Below are 15,451 nucleotides of genomic sequence, written 5' to 3' on the forward strand. Positions count from 1 at the left end.
TTAAGCTCCTGATTGGTTAACCGCACCGCGTCGCGCCAGCCAGCGGCGCCAGGCCGCACGCAGGGTTTCACGGTGCAAACTCGCCGAACGGCCAATCACCACCACAATCAACAACGCGCCGGATAACGCGCTCGACACCTGATTGGGAATGCCCACCATCTGCAGCCCCTGCTGCAAATAGCCCACCAGCAGCGCCGCAACCGCGGTGCCGATGACGGAGCCGGAACCGCCATAAATATTCGCGCCGCCCAGCACCGCCGCCGTCAGCGCTGGCATCAGCAAATCGCGCCCCAGATCGGAGCGCGCCGAGCCGAAATAGGAAACCAGCACCAGCGCGGCGATGGCGCAAGCAAGCCCCACCAGGCCATAGACGCCATACAGCATGCCGTTTACCGGCATCGCCGCGTAGCGCGCCGCGCGCGGGTTCTGCCCTAATAAAAAGAGATGGCGGCCGAAACGCGCCTTATGCGCCAGCACCCAGAAAAGCAGCGTAATTATCAGGAACAGCACCAGCGGCACCGGCAGGCCGAACAGCGTCAGGTTGGCGAAGGCGGTGAAGGCGTCCGGGAAGCCGCCGATGCCCTCAAAGCCCGTCGCCCCAGCGAAACCCGAAAGCAGCAGCGCGCCGCCGCCGTAGAGGTAGAGCGTGCCGAGGGTTATCACCAGCGGGCTGATGCCGGTGTAGTGGATAAGCGCCGCGTTCAGCAGCCCGCAGAGCAGGCCGAGCGCGAGCGTTAACGGCACCGCCGCCATCATCGGCAGCCCCGCCTGCATCATCACGCCGAGCGCGATGGCGCAAAGGCCGATGGTGGAGCCAAGCGAAATATCGATGCCGCCGCTGATGATGACCAGCGTCAGCGGCAGCGCCACAATGCCAATGCAGATGAAATCGCTGGTGCTGAAGAGCAGCATGTTGAGATCCAGCATGCGCGGGTTGAACGCGCCGAACAGCAGGATCTCCACCACCAGCAGCGCGAGCAGCGCCCCTTCCCAGTTAAGCTTCATTTACGCCACCTCCTTTTTGCTTTTGCGCCGGGGAAACGGGGTCACGTTTTTCGCCCCTGCGTTGCCCGGCACAAAGCGGCTGTACTTCAGCGCCCGCTGATGGCGCGCCAGCGCCTGGCGCAGGCGGCCGTCGAGCACCAGCACGCCGAGCAGCACCAGGCCCGCGATAAAGTCATTCCACCAGGCGGGCAGCTTAAAGAGCACCAGCACGGTGTCGATTTGCGTGAGGAAGAACGCGCCGAGAAAGGCGCCAATCAGCGTGCCGGTGCCGCCGAGCAGCGAAATGCCGCCGAGCACGCAGGCAGCGATGGCTTTCATCTCCAGTCCGCTGCCGGTCTGGTTTGGCACAAAGCCAATCTGCGACGCGAAGAGGATGCCGCCGAGCGCCGCCAGCATGCCGTTGAAGGTGAAGGCCAGCAGCCGGGTGCGGTTCACCGCCACTCCGAGCTGGCGCGCGGCGGCGAGGTTATCGCCCACGGCGTAGAAATCGCGCCCGAAGGCGGTTTTCGAGAGCGCCCACGCGCCCACGGCCAGCAGCGCCAGCACCATCACGCCGAGCGGCGAAATACCGAAGGCGAGCGGTTCAGAGAGCGATTTCAGGCTCGCCGGCAGCCCTTCTATCCATTTGCCGCCGGTCCACAGCAGCATGCCGCCGCGATAAAGCCCCAGCGTGCCGAGGGTGGCGACAATCGCCGGGATGCGCAGCCCCACCACCAGCACGCCGTTAAAAAAGCCGCACAGCGCGCCGATGCCAAGCGCGAACAGCATGGCGAGCGGCAGGCTGTAGCCGTTATTGAGCGCCACGCCGACGGCAATAGCGCACAGCCCAAGCGTGGAGCCGACAGAAACATCAATATTGCGCGTCAGCATTACCAGCGCCGCGCCCATCGCCAGCAGAATCAGGATTTGCGCGCTGCTGAAAATCATCGACAGCGTTTGCAGGCTGAAGTAGCTGTGGTTGAGCGCCACCAGTACGACAAACAGCGCAAGGATGGCGAGAAAGGCGCTTAGCTCGCGGTTGCGCAGCAGGGTTTTCATGCGTGAGTTCCTCCGAAAGCGAGCTTCATCATCCTTTCTACCGACACCGCCGATTTCGCAAGCTCCCCGCTGAGCGCCCCCTGGTGCATCACCAGCACCCGGTCCGCCAGCCCCGGAAACTCATCGAGATCGCTTGAGATCATCAACACCGCCACGTTCTGCGCGGCGACGCTTTTGATGAGCTGATAGATATCGGCGCGGGCGGCGACATCCACCCCGCGCGTCGGCTCATCGACAATCAGCAGCAGCGGGTTCGCCTCCAGGCAGCGGGCCAGCAGCACCTTCTGCTGGTTGCCGCCGGAGAGCGTGCGCACCGGCTGGTCGGCATGGTTGAGCTTGATGCCGAGCGCGCGGTGATAACGCTCCACCACCGCCGCTTCGCGCTGGTGCTGCTGCCAGAGAGAAGGCTCATTTAGCGCCACGGTGTTCCAGCGCACCGGCGCATCAAGAAATAGCCCGGAGACCTGACGGTCTTCCGGCAGGTAGACCAGCCCGCGCTCAAGGCGGGCTTTGGTGGCGTCGCGGCCAAGCTCGCGGTTTTCAAGCCATATGCGTCCGGCGCGGGCGGGCCGCAGGCCGTAGAGCGTTTCGGCAAGCTCGGTGCGCCCGGAGCCCACGAGGCCCGCCAGGCCGACTATCTCGCCGGCGTAAATCTCAAAGCTCAGGTCGAGAAACCCTTCGCCGGTGAGCGACTCCACCCGCAGCACAGGGAAATCCTGCGGCTGGGTGCGGCGGTTGCCGGGCAGCGCCAGCCAGAGCTTTTGCGTGTCGCTCAACTGCCGCTCGCGGCTGACGGGCGTCATGGCGTTAATCAGTTGCTCGTTGGTCAACGCCGTGGTTTCCCCCTCAAGCACCACCGCGCCGTCGCGCATTACCGAGATATGGCTTGCCAGCGCGCGAATTTCAGGAAGCTTGTGGGAGATAAAGACGATGCCGACGCCAAGCCCTTGCAGGGCGCGGATCTGGCGGAAAAGCCGCTCGGTTTCGCCCGGCGTGAGCGACGCGGTGGGCTCGTCGAGAATGAGGATTTTCGCCTCGCGCATTAGCCCGCGCAGGATCTCCACCATCTGCTGGTCCGCCACCTCCAGCGTGCTGGCGCTGGCCTGCAGGTTCAGATGACAGTCAAGCTGCGCGAGTTTCTCGTTCAGGCGCGTCATCACCTCGGGCTTTTGCGAAAGCCGAAACAGAATGTTCTCTTTTACGCTGAGGTTGGGAAAGAGCATGGGCTCCTGCGGCACCAGATAAATGCCCTGCTCATGCGCCTGAGAAGGCTTCAGTCGCGGCCAGGCTTTGCCGTTAATCACCAGTTCGCCGCTATCCGGCGTTTCCACCCCGGCGATGATTTTCATCAGCGTCGACTTCCCGGCGCCGTTGCCGCCAAGCAGCGCGTGAACCTGTCCCGGCAGCAGCGTAAAATCGATGCCTTTCAGCACCGGAACGCCGGAGAATTGCTTACTGATGGCGCGCGCTTCGAGCAGGGGAATCGGATTGATCATCTTCGCTCCGCGTTGAACAAAAGATTTTTAAATTTAATAATGTTCAAAAGCGTAGTCGGTGAACTATATTTACAACCGTGCAGGGATCACACTTTCGTGCATTAGATCGTCTCCCGGAGATAGCGCCAGCAAAATGATCTTTTTGTCGGGCGCTTCACAAATTCTCACCGGGCAGGGTCGAACATATGATCTAAATTTTGATAAGAGTTCAGTTATGAGCGAGAAAAAAGCAGAAGAAGGAAAGTTCGCCGGGCTGGCGATGGCGGAAGAAGAACTGCTGGCGCGGGTCGCCTGGTCTTATTACCACGACGGGCTGACGCAAAACGACATCGGCGAGCGGCTTGGCTTGCCGAGGCTGAAGATCTCCCGCCTGCTGGAAAAAGGACGGCAGTCCGGGGTGATCCGCGTGCAGATAAACTCGCGCTATGAGGGCTGCCTTGCGCTGGAAACGGCGCTGGCGGAACGCTTTGCGCTGAAGCTCGCCCGCGTGCTGCCAGCGCTGAATACGCCGCCGATGACGACTCGCCTCGGCATTGGCGCGGCGCAGTCGTTGATGGGCGTGCTCCAGCCGGGCCAGCTGCTGGCGGTGGGCTTTGGCGAAACCACCATGAGCTGCCTGCAGCATTTAAGCGGTTTTATCGGATCGCAGCAGATCCGCCTGGTGACGCTCTCCGGCGGCGTAGGGCCGTATATGACCGGCATCGGCCAGCTCGACGCCGCCTGCAGCGTCAGCATGATCCCGGCGCCGCTGCGGGTCTCTTCCGCCGACGTAGCCGGGATCCTCAAGCGCGAATCCAGCGTGCGCGACGTGATCCTCGCCGCCACGGCGGCGGATGTGGCGGTGGTCGGCATCGGCTCGGTCAACCAGAAGCGCGACGCCACGATTTTACGCTCGGGCTATATCAGCGAAGGCGAACAGCTGATGTTCGCCCGTAAAGGGGCGGTGGGCGACATTCTTGGCTACTTCCTGCAGGCCGACGGCCAGAAAGTGGAGGGGCTTGAGATCCACCGCGAACTGCTCGGCGTCACGCTCGACGAGCTGGCGCAGCTGCCCACCATCATCGGCGTGGCGGGCGGCGAAGAGAAAGCGGAAGCGATTTACGCCGCACTGCGGGGCCAGCGGATCAACGGCCTGGTGACGGAAGAAGCGACAGCGCGCGCTGTGCTTGCCCTGGCGGGATAAACGCCCGAGGCTTGCCGCGCCGCCACAACAGCGAGGCAAGTCGATGAGTTATCTTTTAGCGTTAGACGCCGGAACAGGGAGCATCCGCGCCGTGATTTTCGACCTATCAGGCCGCCAGGTGGTGGTCGGTCAGGCGGAGTGGAAGCACCTGAGCGTAGCGGACGTGCCGGGCTCCATGGAGTTTGACCTCGACACGAACTGGCAGCTCGCCTGCCGCTGCGTACACCAGGCGTTGCAGCAGGCAGGCCTCAACGCCAGCGATATCGCCTCTATCGCCTGCTGCTCCATGCGTGAAGGCATTGTGCTCTATGACCGCAACGGCGAGCCCATCTGGGCCTGCGCCAACGTCGACGCCCGCGCAAGCCAGGAGGTGGCGGAGCTGAAAGCGCTTCACGATAACCAGTTTGAATCGGAGGTTTATCACGTCTCCGGCCAGACGCTCGCCCTGAGCGCCATGCCGCGCCTGCTCTGGCTTGCCCATCATCGCCCCGACATTTATCGCCGGGCCGCCACCGTCACCATGATAAGCGACTGGCTGGCGGCGAAGCTTTCCGGCGAGCTGGCGGTCGACCCTTCCAACGCGGGTACGACCGGCATGCTCGACCTTAACACCCGCGACTGGCGCCCCGCCCTGCTCGATATGGCCGGGTTGCGCGCCGACCTGCTCTCGCCGGTCAAAGAGACCGGCACGGTGCTTGGGCGCGTCACGGCGCAGGCGGCGGCGCAAAGCGGCCTGCGGGAAGGCACGCCGGTGGTGATGGGCGGCGGCGACGTGCAGCTTGGCTGCCTGGGACTGGGCGTGGTGCGCGCCGGGCAAACGGCTATCCTTGGCGGCACCTTCTGGCAGCAGGTGGTCAACCTGCCCGCCATTCGCACCGACCCGGAGATGAACATCCGCATCAACCCGCACGTGATCCACGGCATGGTGCAGGCGGAATCGATAAGTTTCTTCACCGGGCTGACCATGCGCTGGTTCCGCGATGCCTTCTGCGCTGAGGAAAAACTGATTGCCGAGCGGCTCGGCACAGACACTTACGCCCTGCTTGAAGAAATGGCGAGCCGGGTGCCGGCGGGCTCCCACGGCGTGATGCCGATATTCTCCGACGCCATGCATTTTAAAGAGTGGTACCACGCCGCGCCGTCGTTTATTAACCTCTCCATCGACCCGGAGAAATGCAACAAAGCCACGCTGTTCCGGGCGCTGGAAGAGAACGCAGCGATAGTCTCCGCCTGCAATCTTGCGCAGATCTCCGGCTTTTCCGGGGTGAAGTTTGACTCGCTGGTTTTTGCCGGCGGCGGCGCGAAAGGCGCGCTCTGGAGCCAGATTTTAAGCGACGTGACCGGCCTGCCGGTGCGGGTGCCCCAGGTGAAAGAGGCGACGGCGCTCGGTTGCGCGATAGCCGCAGGCGTGGGCGCGGGGCTCTATGACGACCTTGCCGCCACCGGCGAGCGGCTGGTGCAGTGGAGCCGCGAGTTTACGCCGAACCCGGCGCACCGCGACCTTTACGACCAGATGATGCGAAAGTGGCAGGCAGTCTACGCCGACCAGCTGGGGCTGGTGGACAGCGGGCTTACCACCTCGCTCTGGCGCGCGCCGGGACTGGCGCCGAAACAGGCGGCGGCGCGGGCATAACGTTTGCAAGAATGGCGGGTGGCGCTTCGCTAACCCGCCCTTTAAAAATCAAAAAATAACGCAACCGGGAACTGTTTTTCTGCGGCGGCTTTTTCGCGGCGAGCCTCCTTTGCACGTTCGCGTAAGCGAAGATGCCCTTGCTCGAGCACTTTCAGGCGAACGGAATACTTCACCGCACCGTCGATAGGCTTTCCTGCACGGCAAGCGCCTGGCGATGAAATTTGAATCCCATCACAATCATTCGATCGCCCTTTTCCCTTTTATCCAGCGATCGATTATTCATTAACTCATCCGACCACATAACAATTATTTTACATTAGTGAGCGCAATGATGAGCTACCCTTCGCTGTTCGCCCCGCTGGATCTTGGCTTTACGCAGCTGAAAAATCGCGTGCTGATGGGCTCTATGCACACCGGTCTGGAAGAGCGCCCGGACGGCGCCGAACGGCTGGCGGCCTTTTACGCCGAGCGCGCACGTCACGGCGTGGCGCTGATTGTCACCGGCGGCGTGGCGCCTTCCGCTTGCGGCGTAGCGCTGGAGGGCGGCGCGATGCTGAACGACGCAAGTCAGCTTGCGCCGCACCGCGTAGTGACGGAAGCGGTGCATCACGAAGGGGGAAAAATCGCCCTGCAAATTCTCCACACTGGCCGTTACAGCTATCAGCCTCATCCGGTCGCCCCTTCCGCCCTACAGGCGCCCATCAACCGCTTTAAACCCCATGCGCTGACGCACGACGACATTCTGACGCTGATTAACGATTTTGCGCAGTGCGCGCTGCTGGCCCGCGAGGCGGGTTATGACGGCGTAGAGATCATGGGTTCTGAAGGCTATCTGATAAACCAGTTTCTCGCTGCGCGCACTAACCAACGCGAGGATGAATGGGGCGGCGACTACGCGCGCCGGATGCGCTTCGCCGTTGAAGTGGTGCGGGCGGTGCGTGAGCGGGCGGGCGACGACTTCATCATTATTTATCGCCTTTCCATGCTCGACCTGGTAGAGGGCGGCTCCACTTTTGAAGAGACCGCGCAGCTGGCGCAGGCTATCGAAGCGGCTGGCGCTACGCTTATCAACACCGGCATCGGCTGGCACGAGGCGCGTATTCCCACCATCGCCACGCCTGTGCCGCGCGGGGCGTTCAGTTGGGTGACGCGTAAGCTTCGCGGCCATGTGAAGCTGCCCTTAGTCACCACTAACCGCATCAACGACCCCGCCGTCGCGGAGCAGATTCTGGCGGCGGGCGACGCCGATATGGTCTCGATGGCGCGGCCATTTCTGGCGGATGCAGAACTCCTCAGCAAGGCAGCGCAGGGGCGCGAGGATGAAATCAACACCTGCATCGGCTGCAACCAGGCGTGCCTGGACCAGATCTTTGCAGGCAAGGTGACCTCCTGCCTCGTCAACCCGCGCGCCTGTCACGAAACGCTGATGGTAATGACGCCCGCCGCCCGGCCTAAAAACCTGGCGGTAGTGGGCGCAGGCCCGGCTGGGCTGGCGTTTGCGGTAAACGCCGCGCAGCGCGGCCATCGCGTTACGCTTTTCGAGGCCGCCGCCGACATTGGCGGACAGTTCAATATCGCAAAGCAAATCCCCGGCAAAGAAGAGTTTTACGAAACGCTGCGCTACTACCGCCGCATGTTGCAGGTTACCGGCGTTGCACTGCGGCTTAACGAGCGGGTGAACGGTGAAATGCTCGCCGGCTACGACGAGGTGATCCTCGCCAGCGGCATCGCCCCGCGCGTGCCGTTGATTGCCGGCATCGATCACCCGAGCGTGCTGACCTATCTTGATGTGTTACGCGACAAAGCGCCGGTGGGCGAGCGGGTGGCGATTATCGGCTGCGGCGGCATTGGTTTTGATACCGCCATGTATTTAAGTCAGCCAGGAGAACCCACCAGCCAGAATCTGACGACCTTTTGTGAGGAGTGGGGCATCGACACCAGCCTGACGATGCCGGGCGGCCTGCGCCCGGAAGGGCCGAGGCTGCCGAAAAGCCCGCGCCGGATAGTGATGCTTCAGCGCAAAGCGAGCAAACCGGGCGACGGGCTTGGCAAAACCACCGGCTGGATCCACCGCGCTACGCTGCTTTCCCGCGGGGTGAAAATGGTGCCGGGGGTGAGCTACGAACGGATTGATGACGAAGGGCTGCACATTCTGGTTAACGGCGAACCGCAGGTGCTGGCAGTGGATAACGTGGTGATTTGCGCAGGTCAGGAGCCGCAGCGCGAGCTGGCGGAGCCGCTGCGCCTCGCGGGCAAAACGGTGCATTTGATTGGCGGCTGCGACGTGGCGCTGGAGCTGGACGCCCGACGGGCCATCGCCCAGGGCACGCGGCTGGCGATGGGGATTTAATGTGATGGCTGACACAACAGGATGCGCGCCAGGGCAGAGGAATAGACCGCCGCCCGGCATGGTTAACGAAAGCGAAACCCTACGCGCTGCGCTGACCTGTTATCGGCTCTTACGTAGTTTCACCGCCCTGAGCACGACAAACTTATTATTCGTCGCAACGGTCGTACAGTTGCCGAAGATCTTCTTCAGCTTGCGGAAATAATCCAGATGGCGGTTGCCGACAATGCGCAGCTCGCCGCCCCACTTCAGGCAGCGGCGCGCGTCCTGGAACATCTGCCAGGCGATGTGATCGGTAATGGCGTGCTGCTGATGGAACGGCGGGTTGCACAGCACAGCGTGGAAACTTTCCGGCTCTACGCCCGTCAGCGCGTTGTTGACCATAAAGTCGCAGCGCGCGAGGTCGTCCGGCAGGTTGGTTTCGACGTTCAGGCGGCTTGAGGCGACAGCCATATAAGACTCATCCACGAACCGCACCCGCGCCAGCGGGTTTTGTTCTAACAGCTTCAGGCCAATTACGCCGTTGCCGCAACCGAGATCCACTATCTCCCCTTCCACCTTCTCCGGCAGATGCTGCAGGAAGAAGCGCGCGCCGATATCCAGACTCGCCCGTGAAAAGACATTGGCGTGGTTGTGAATCAACCACGGCGTGCCGTCGAGCTTCCAGCTCTGCGTTTCCGGCGCCTCGGCCAGCGCAGGCTCGCTGAAAGCGCAATGAATAAGCCGCGCTTTTTTCCAGGCGAGCGTGGTGGTGGTGGGGCCGAGAATTTTTTCAAACAGCGCCAGCGTGGAATTATGAATATCGCGCGCCTTCGCCCCGGCGATAATGCGGGTCTGCGGCGTGACGACGCGACGCAGCGCACGCAGTTGCTGTTCCAGCAGGGCGAGCTGTTTAGGGATTTTAATCAGCGCCAGCGCAGGCGCGTTGGGCAGCGGGCTTAAGCTGTCCAGCAGCGTCACTTGCGCCTCGTCAATCTCGTTCAGCCGCAGGTTGTGGCGCGTAGCCTGTTGGGCGATAAACGAATCGCTGACGCTGCAGGGGCGTTTTTGCGCCAGCGCGCAGGCGAGCGCGCCGAAGCTGTCGTTGAAAATCAGGAGCGGGCCGTCGCACTCGCCGACCTGTTGCAGCAGATAGTCGTCCGCCGCGTCCCAGGCCTGTAGCGGCGTCTCTTCCGGCATTGGCGGAAAGCGCTGCAACGTGAGTGTTTGATTAAATAAGTCCACCTGGCTCATCGGCCCTCCCGAATGGTAAAATCCGCGCGTTTTATCCCTTAATTGCATCCGCGAGTAAACCTTTTTTTCACCCACCGAGGCCGCCATGACCGCACTTATCTACCTGCAGGGCTATCCTGAATCGCTGCTTGCCCAGGTACGCCAGTTGATTGAGCAGAACCGCCTCGGCGAAGTGCTGGAAAAACGCTACCCGCAGGCGCACGCCGTCACCACCGACAAAGCGCTTTATGATTACGTGCAGGGGCTGAAAAACCGCTATCTGCGCAGCGCCCCGCCGGTCAATAAAGTGGCGTATGACAATAAAATTCACGTGTTAAAAAACGCGCTCGGGCTGCATACCGCCGTGTCGCGCGTGCAGGGCGGCAAGCTGAAGGCGAAGGCGGAAATCCGCGTCGCCACGGTGTTTCGCAGCGCGCCGGAAGATTTTCTGCGCATGATCGTGGTGCACGAACTGGCGCACCTGAAAGAGAAAGAGCATAACAAGGCGTTTTACCAGCTTTGCTGCCATATGGAGCCGCAGTACCATCAGCTGGAGTTCGATACCCGGCTGTGGCTGACTTACCAGGCGCTGAAAAATCGCTAAGCGGTTATAATGTCATACGCTTTTACGCCATATCGCTATCGCCGCTCGCGCCCCAAAAGGAGATGTTATGCGCATAACAAGGATGTTTTACCGTTACCGGCGCACGCTGCGTCATCTTTTCTTGCTGGGCTTACTGCTGGCTGCGCTGCTGGCGGGGCTGGTGTTTTACGCAAACCAACACGTCACCGCCGCCAGCAAAGCAAGGCTGTTTGATGACGTTAGCGCTATTCCGGCCCGCAAGGTGGCGCTGGTGCTGGGCGCAAAACCGGGAAACCGCTATTTTACGCGGCGCATTGACGCGGCGGCGGCGCTCTGGCACGAAGGCAAAGCGTCCTGGCTGCTGGTAAGCGGCGATAACCGCCATGCGGATTACAATGAACCCGCGGCGATGCGGCAGGCACTTATGCGCAAAGGCGTACCTTCCAGCGCTATTTTTTGTGATTACGCGGGTTTCACAACGCTGGATTCGGTTGTGCGCGCCCGCGATGTCTTCGGCGAAGACCGCATTATCATCGTCTCGCAGGCGTTTCATAACCAGCGGGCGATTTACCTGGCGCAACATTATGGTATTGATGCGATTGCGTTGAACGCAGAAGATCTCGACTTTCAACACGGTAAATACACGCAGTTTCGCGAGCGGTTCGCCCGGGTTCGCGCGCTGCTGGATGCAACGCTGCTGCGCCGCACACCCCATTTTCTCGGCGATAAAGTGGTTATCGACGCGCACGCGCAGCATGGCTGCCCCGCCAGTACGGGCAATGAATAGCGGTTCTGCGCGGCAGACCGCTACTTTTTAAACGTTGTCGTGTTACGCTCTGGCCGTTATTCAGCCTTCGGAGCAACCAGACGTCTATGATACGTTTCGCCGTTGTAGGAACAAACTGGATCACCCGCCAGTTCGTTGATGCCGCCCATGAGACGGGCAAGTACCAACTCACCGCCGTTTATTCCCGTACGCTTGAGCAGGCGCAGCATTTCGCCAGCGACTATCCGGTTGAGCATCTCTTTACCTCGCTCGCGGCGCTGGCGCAGAGCGACGCGGTGGATGCCGTCTATATCGCAAGCCCCAACGCTCTGCATGCCGAACAAACCTGCCTCTTCCTGAATCATAAAAAGCATGTGATTTGCGAAAAGCCGCTGGCTTCCACCTTACGCGAAGTGCAGGCCGCTATCGCCTGCGCGCGGGAAAACCAGGTGGTGTTGTTCGAGGCGTTTAAAACCGCCAGCCTGCCTAACTTCCTCGCCCTGCGACAGGCGCTGCCGAAAGTGGGCCGCTTACGCAAGGCGCTGTTTAATTACTGCCAGTACTCTTCGCGCTACCAGCGCTATCTGGACGGTGAGAACCCCAATACCTTTAACCCGGCGTTTTCCAACGGCTCGATCATGGACATTGGCTATTACTGCCTGGCCTCGGCGGTGGCGCTGTGGGGCGAGCCGGACGCCGTTATCGCCTCCGCCTGCCTGCTGGAAAGCGGCGTGGATGCGCATGGCACGGTGGTGCTGCGCTATGGCGAGGCGGACGTTACGCTGCTGCATTCCAAAGTGAGCGACTCCACCCTGCCGAGCGAAATTCAGGGCGAGGCGGGCTCGCTGGTTATCGAGAAGCTTTCGGAATGCCAGCGCCTGACTTTTGTGCCCCGCGGCGGCAGAGTGCAGGAACTGACTCAGGGGCAGCATATCAATACTATGCTTTATGAAGCGGAGACTTTCGCTGGGTTGGTAAGCGCCAACCAGGTAGAGCACCCGGCGCTTGAAGTGAGCCTCATTACAGCGAAGCTGCTGACGGAAATTCGCGCCCAGACCGGCGTGGTATTCCCGGCCGACAGCCAGTGACAGCGTAAAGCAATGTAAAAGCGGCGTGACAAAATTGATCGTATGAATATTTCGACATATTTTGTTACCAGCAAAGGGGAGTAACTTCATTGCCGGCCGATCGTCATTACGAAGCTACGCTTCCGGTCGCCGGGCAATTTGAATTCAGAGTCAGCTACGCCGCTGCGGCGCGCAAAAAAGCGGGAGAACCCCGAATAATGTGTGTTGCAGCAAGGCGGCCAACGCCGCTGCGGCGCGCAAAAAGCGGGAGAATCCCGAATAATGCGTGTTGCAGCAAGGCGGCAAGCGAGCGAATCCCCAGGAGCTTACACGAGTAAGTGACTGGGGTGAACGAGCGCGGCCAACGCCGCTGCGGTGCGCAAAAAAAGCGGGAGAATCCCGAATAATGCGTGTTGCAGCAAGGCGGCAAGCGAGCGAATCCCCAGGAGCTTACACGAGTAAGTGACTGGGGTGAACGAGCGCGGCCAACGCCGCTGCGGCGCGCAGTATGACGGGATTCAGGTTGTAAGTGAGACCTTGCCGGAAGGCAAGGTCTGCGCAGCGAAAAGCAACGCGGCTAACGTCTTCCGACGTTAGCCGTTTTTGTTTTTAAGGAATTTTGACTATGAATAGTGTCGGCACTCCCCTGCTGTGGGGCGGTTTCGCAGTCGTCGTTGTTATCATGCTGGCTATCGACCTTCTGCTTCAGGGCCGCCGTGGCGCCCATACGATGTCCATGAAGCAGGCGGCCGTCTGGTCGATTGTCTGGGTCTCGCTCTCCCTGTTGTTTAACGCCGCCTTCTGGTGGTATCTCTCCGGCACTGAAGGCCGTGCGGTCGCTGATGCTCAGGCGCTCGCCTTCCTGACCGGTTACCTGATTGAAAAAGCGCTGGCGGTAGACAACGTCTTCGTCTGGTTAATGCTGTTCAGCTATTTTTCTATTCCGCCTGCATTGCAGCGCCGCGTGCTGATCTACGGCGTGTTGGGCGCTATTGTGCTGCGAACGGTGATGATCTTCGCCGGTAGCTGGCTGATTTCTCAGTTTGACTGGCTGCTCTATGTGTTTGGCGCCTTCCTGCTCTTTACCGGCGTGAAAATGGCGCTGGCGAAAGAGGATGAAGCGGGCATTGGCGACAAGCCGCTGGTGCGCTGGCTGCGCGGCCACTTGCGCATGACCGATAGCATCGAAAGCGAACATTTCTTTGTGCGCAAAAACGGCCTGCTGTTCGCCACACCGCTGCTGCTGGTGCTTATCCTGGTTGAGCTGAGCGACGTTATCTTCGCGGTCGACAGCATCCCGGCGATTTTCGCGGTGACCACCGACCCGTTTATCGTGCTGACCTCTAACCTGTTTGCGATTTTGGGCCTGCGCGCCATGTACTTCCTGCTGGCGGGCGTAGCGGAGCGCTTCTCCATGCTGAAATATGGCTTGTCGGTGATCCTGGTATTTATCGGCGTGAAGATGCTGATTGTCGACTTCTACCATATCCCCATCGCCATCTCCCTTGGCGTGGTGGGCGGCATCCTGACGCTGACGCTGCTGATCAACGCCTGGGTTAACCACCGTAACGATAAAAAAGGGCAGACGGAATAATCCTCTCTTCTTCCCGCTTTTGGCGGGAAGAATCTCCTGCCGCAATCCCCTTTTTTTGCAATATTCCCGACGGTAGAAGTGTTGATATTGTCACAATAACGTTAATAGCTAGTTAAAAAACGGGAGCAATGCTGAAAATCCAGCACTATCCCCTTTCCTCGCCGCGGCAAATCCCTATACTCCTCCATGCAAACTTTTGTTACATCCTGATTAAACGTTACCCAAGAGAGCGAACGGGATGGAACGACATCACACCTGAAGGAAATACGCATGACTACGCAATCCCAATCGAGGGGTCTGTTGCAGCGCCTGGCGCACGGCAGCCTTGTAAAACAAATTCTTGTCGGTCTGGTACTCGGCATCCTGCTCGCCTGGCTTTCTAAACCTGCCGCCGTCGCGGTCGGGCTGCTCGGTACGCTGTTTGTCGGCGCGCTGAAAGCCGTGGCGCCGGTGCTGGTGCTGATGCTGGTCATGGCTTCTATCGCCAACCACAAGCACGGACAAAAAACCAACATTCGCCCTATTCTCTGGCTTTATCTGCTGGGCACCTTCTCCGCTGCGCTGACGGCGGTGCTTTTTAGCTTTCTTTTCCCCTCTACGCTGCATTTAACCACCGGCGCGACAGACATTACGCCGCCGACTGGCATCGTCGAGGTGCTGCGCGACCTGCTGATGAGCATGGTTTCTAACCCGGTGGATGCGCTGTTGAAAGGCAACTATATCGGCATCCTGGTCTGGGCGGTGGGTCTGGGCTTCGCGCTGCGCCATGCTAACGACACGACCAAAAACCTGATTAACGACATGTCGGACGCCGTCACCTTTATGGTGAAACTGGTGATTCGCTTTGCGCCAATCGGCATTTTCGGCCTGGTCTCTTCCACCCTCGCCACGACGGGTTTCGCCACGCTGTGGGGCTACGCGCAATTGCTGGTGGTGCTGATTGGCTGCATGCTGCTGGTGGCGCTGGTGATTAACCCGCTGATTGTGTTTGTTAAAATTCGCCGCAACCCGTTCCCGCTGGTCTTCGCCTGCCTGCGCGAAAGCGGCGTCACGGCCTTTTTCACCCGCAGCTCCGCCGCCAATATTCCGGTCAACATGGCGCTGTGCGAGAAGCTGAATCTGGATCGCGACACCTATTCTGTCTCCATTCCGCTTGGCGCGACGATCAACATGGCGGGCGCGGCTATCACCATTACGGTGCTAACGCTGGCGGCGGTGCATACGCTGGGTATTGCGGTGGACTTGCCCACCGCGCTGCTGCTGAGCGTGGTGGCGTCGCTGTGCGCCTGCGGCGCTTCGGGCGTGGCGGGCGGCTCGCTGCTGCTGATCCCGCTGGCGTGCAACATGTTCGGCATCCCGAACGAGGTAGCGATGCAGGTGGTGGCGGTAGGCTTTATTATCGGCGTGCTGCAGGATTCCTGCGAAACCGCGCTCAACTCCTCAACGGATGTGCTCTTCACGGCGGCGGCCTGCCAGGCGGAAGACCAGCGTCTGGCGCAGAACGCACTGCGTAGCTAACCTCTGCGG

The 15,451-nt window shown here is 60.7% G+C and carries 12 protein-coding genes; 8 read left to right on the top strand and 4 right to left on the bottom strand.

Annotation, left to right across the window (positions count from 1 at the left end):
* The 3 genes from lsrD to lsrA are packed head-to-tail and all read right to left on the bottom strand — an operon-like array spanning nt 1 to nt 3,539.
* Nucleotides 1-1,005 (bottom strand): autoinducer 2 ABC transporter permease LsrD, encoded by a 1,005-nt coding sequence (gene lsrD, locus ACU4F7_RS18990; protein WP_029590379.1) that lies wholly within the window; start codon nt 1,003-1,005, stop codon nt 1-3.
* Complete coding sequence (lsrC, locus tag ACU4F7_RS18995) at nt 1,006-2,043, bottom strand: autoinducer 2 ABC transporter permease LsrC (protein WP_029590378.1); 1,038 nt, start codon at nt 2,041-2,043, stop codon at nt 1,006-1,008. It lies immediately after the preceding gene.
* Nucleotides 2,040-3,539, bottom strand: coding sequence for an autoinducer 2 ABC transporter ATP-binding protein LsrA (lsrA, locus tag ACU4F7_RS19000; RefSeq protein ID WP_481637562.1), 1,500 nt, complete (start codon nt 3,537-3,539; stop codon nt 2,040-2,042). Before lsrA ends, lsrC begins: the two co-directional genes overlap by 4 nt.
* Before the next feature lie 214 nt (nt 3,540-3,753).
* Here lsrA and lsrR point away from each other — a divergent pair, with 214 nt between their 5' ends.
* The 3 genes from lsrR to ACU4F7_RS19015 all read left to right on the top strand — a co-directional run bounded on the left by lsrR (nt 3,754) and on the right by ACU4F7_RS19015 (nt 8,705).
* On the top strand, nt 3,754-4,722 hold the full coding sequence (lsrR, locus tag ACU4F7_RS19005; protein WP_029590375.1) for a transcriptional regulator LsrR: 969 nt from the start codon (nt 3,754-3,756) through the stop codon (nt 4,720-4,722).
* A 43-nt stretch (nt 4,723-4,765) separates the two neighbouring features.
* Nucleotides 4,766-6,355 (top strand): autoinducer-2 kinase, encoded by a 1,590-nt coding sequence (gene lsrK, locus ACU4F7_RS19010; RefSeq protein ID WP_481637563.1) that lies wholly within the window; start codon nt 4,766-4,768, stop codon nt 6,353-6,355.
* A gap of 328 nt (nt 6,356-6,683) precedes the next feature.
* Entirely contained in the window at nt 6,684-8,705 is a 2,022-nt protein-coding gene (locus tag ACU4F7_RS19015; protein ID WP_481637564.1) for an oxidoreductase, read from the top strand.
* Nucleotides 8,706-8,804: 99 nt separating this feature from the next.
* Here ACU4F7_RS19015 and rlmG read toward each other — a convergent pair whose 3' ends face one another.
* Nucleotides 8,805-9,935 carry a 23S rRNA (guanine(1835)-N(2))-methyltransferase RlmG gene (gene rlmG / locus ACU4F7_RS19020; protein ID WP_481637565.1) on the bottom strand — a complete coding sequence of 377 codons (1,131 nt, stop codon included), beginning with the start codon at nt 9,933-9,935 and terminating at the stop codon, nt 8,805-8,807.
* A gap of 85 nt (nt 9,936-10,020) precedes the next feature.
* On the opposite strand from rlmG, the gene ACU4F7_RS19025 reads away from it, so the two are divergent.
* From ACU4F7_RS19025 to sstT, 5 genes are all read left to right on the top strand, one after another.
* Nucleotides 10,021-10,518, top strand: coding sequence for a M48 metallopeptidase family protein (locus ACU4F7_RS19025; RefSeq protein WP_029590371.1), 498 nt, complete (start codon nt 10,021-10,023; stop codon nt 10,516-10,518).
* 82 nt (nt 10,519-10,600) lie between these two features.
* A complete protein-coding gene (locus ACU4F7_RS19030) occupies nt 10,601-11,284 on the top strand; it encodes a SanA/YdcF family protein (protein ID WP_481638754.1) in 684 nt (227 codons plus the stop codon).
* 86 nt (nt 11,285-11,370) lie between these two features.
* Complete coding sequence (locus ACU4F7_RS19035; protein WP_481637566.1) at nt 11,371-12,351, top strand: Gfo/Idh/MocA family protein; 981 nt, start codon at nt 11,371-11,373, stop codon at nt 12,349-12,351.
* A gap of 604 nt (nt 12,352-12,955) precedes the next feature.
* Complete coding sequence (locus ACU4F7_RS19040; protein ID WP_029590368.1) at nt 12,956-13,924, top strand: TerC family protein; 969 nt, start codon at nt 12,956-12,958, stop codon at nt 13,922-13,924.
* Between the two features lie 270 nt (nt 13,925-14,194).
* Nucleotides 14,195-15,442, top strand: coding sequence for a serine/threonine transporter SstT (sstT, locus tag ACU4F7_RS19045; RefSeq protein ID WP_481637567.1), 1,248 nt, complete (start codon nt 14,195-14,197; stop codon nt 15,440-15,442).
* Nucleotides 15,443-15,451 lie beyond the last annotated feature (9 nt).

Source organism: Franconibacter pulveris, assembly GCF_056780215.1.

Coding starts and splice junctions, on each gene's coding strand:
- lsrD (WP_029590379.1), bottom strand. CDS start 1,005: ATGAAGCTTAACTGGGAAGGGGCGCTGCTCGCGCTGCTGGTGGTGGAG.
- lsrC (WP_029590378.1), bottom strand. CDS start 2,043: ATGAAAACCCTGCTGCGCAACCGCGAGCTAAGCGCCTTTCTCGCCATC.
- lsrA (WP_481637562.1), bottom strand. CDS start 3,539: ATGATCAATCCGATTCCCCTGCTCGAAGCGCGCGCCATCAGTAAGCAA.
- lsrR (WP_029590375.1), top strand. CDS start 3,754: ATGAGCGAGAAAAAAGCAGAAGAAGGAAAGTTCGCCGGGCTGGCGATG.
- lsrK (WP_481637563.1), top strand. CDS start 4,766: ATGAGTTATCTTTTAGCGTTAGACGCCGGAACAGGGAGCATCCGCGCC.
- ACU4F7_RS19015 (WP_481637564.1), top strand. CDS start 6,684: ATGATGAGCTACCCTTCGCTGTTCGCCCCGCTGGATCTTGGCTTTACG.
- rlmG (WP_481637565.1), bottom strand. CDS start 9,935: ATGAGCCAGGTGGACTTATTTAATCAAACACTCACGTTGCAGCGCTTT.
- ACU4F7_RS19025 (WP_029590371.1), top strand. CDS start 10,021: ATGACCGCACTTATCTACCTGCAGGGCTATCCTGAATCGCTGCTTGCC.
- ACU4F7_RS19030 (WP_481638754.1), top strand. CDS start 10,601: ATGTTTTACCGTTACCGGCGCACGCTGCGTCATCTTTTCTTGCTGGGC.
- ACU4F7_RS19035 (WP_481637566.1), top strand. CDS start 11,371: ATGATACGTTTCGCCGTTGTAGGAACAAACTGGATCACCCGCCAGTTC.
- ACU4F7_RS19040 (WP_029590368.1), top strand. CDS start 12,956: ATGAATAGTGTCGGCACTCCCCTGCTGTGGGGCGGTTTCGCAGTCGTC.
- sstT (WP_481637567.1), top strand. CDS start 14,195: ATGACTACGCAATCCCAATCGAGGGGTCTGTTGCAGCGCCTGGCGCAC.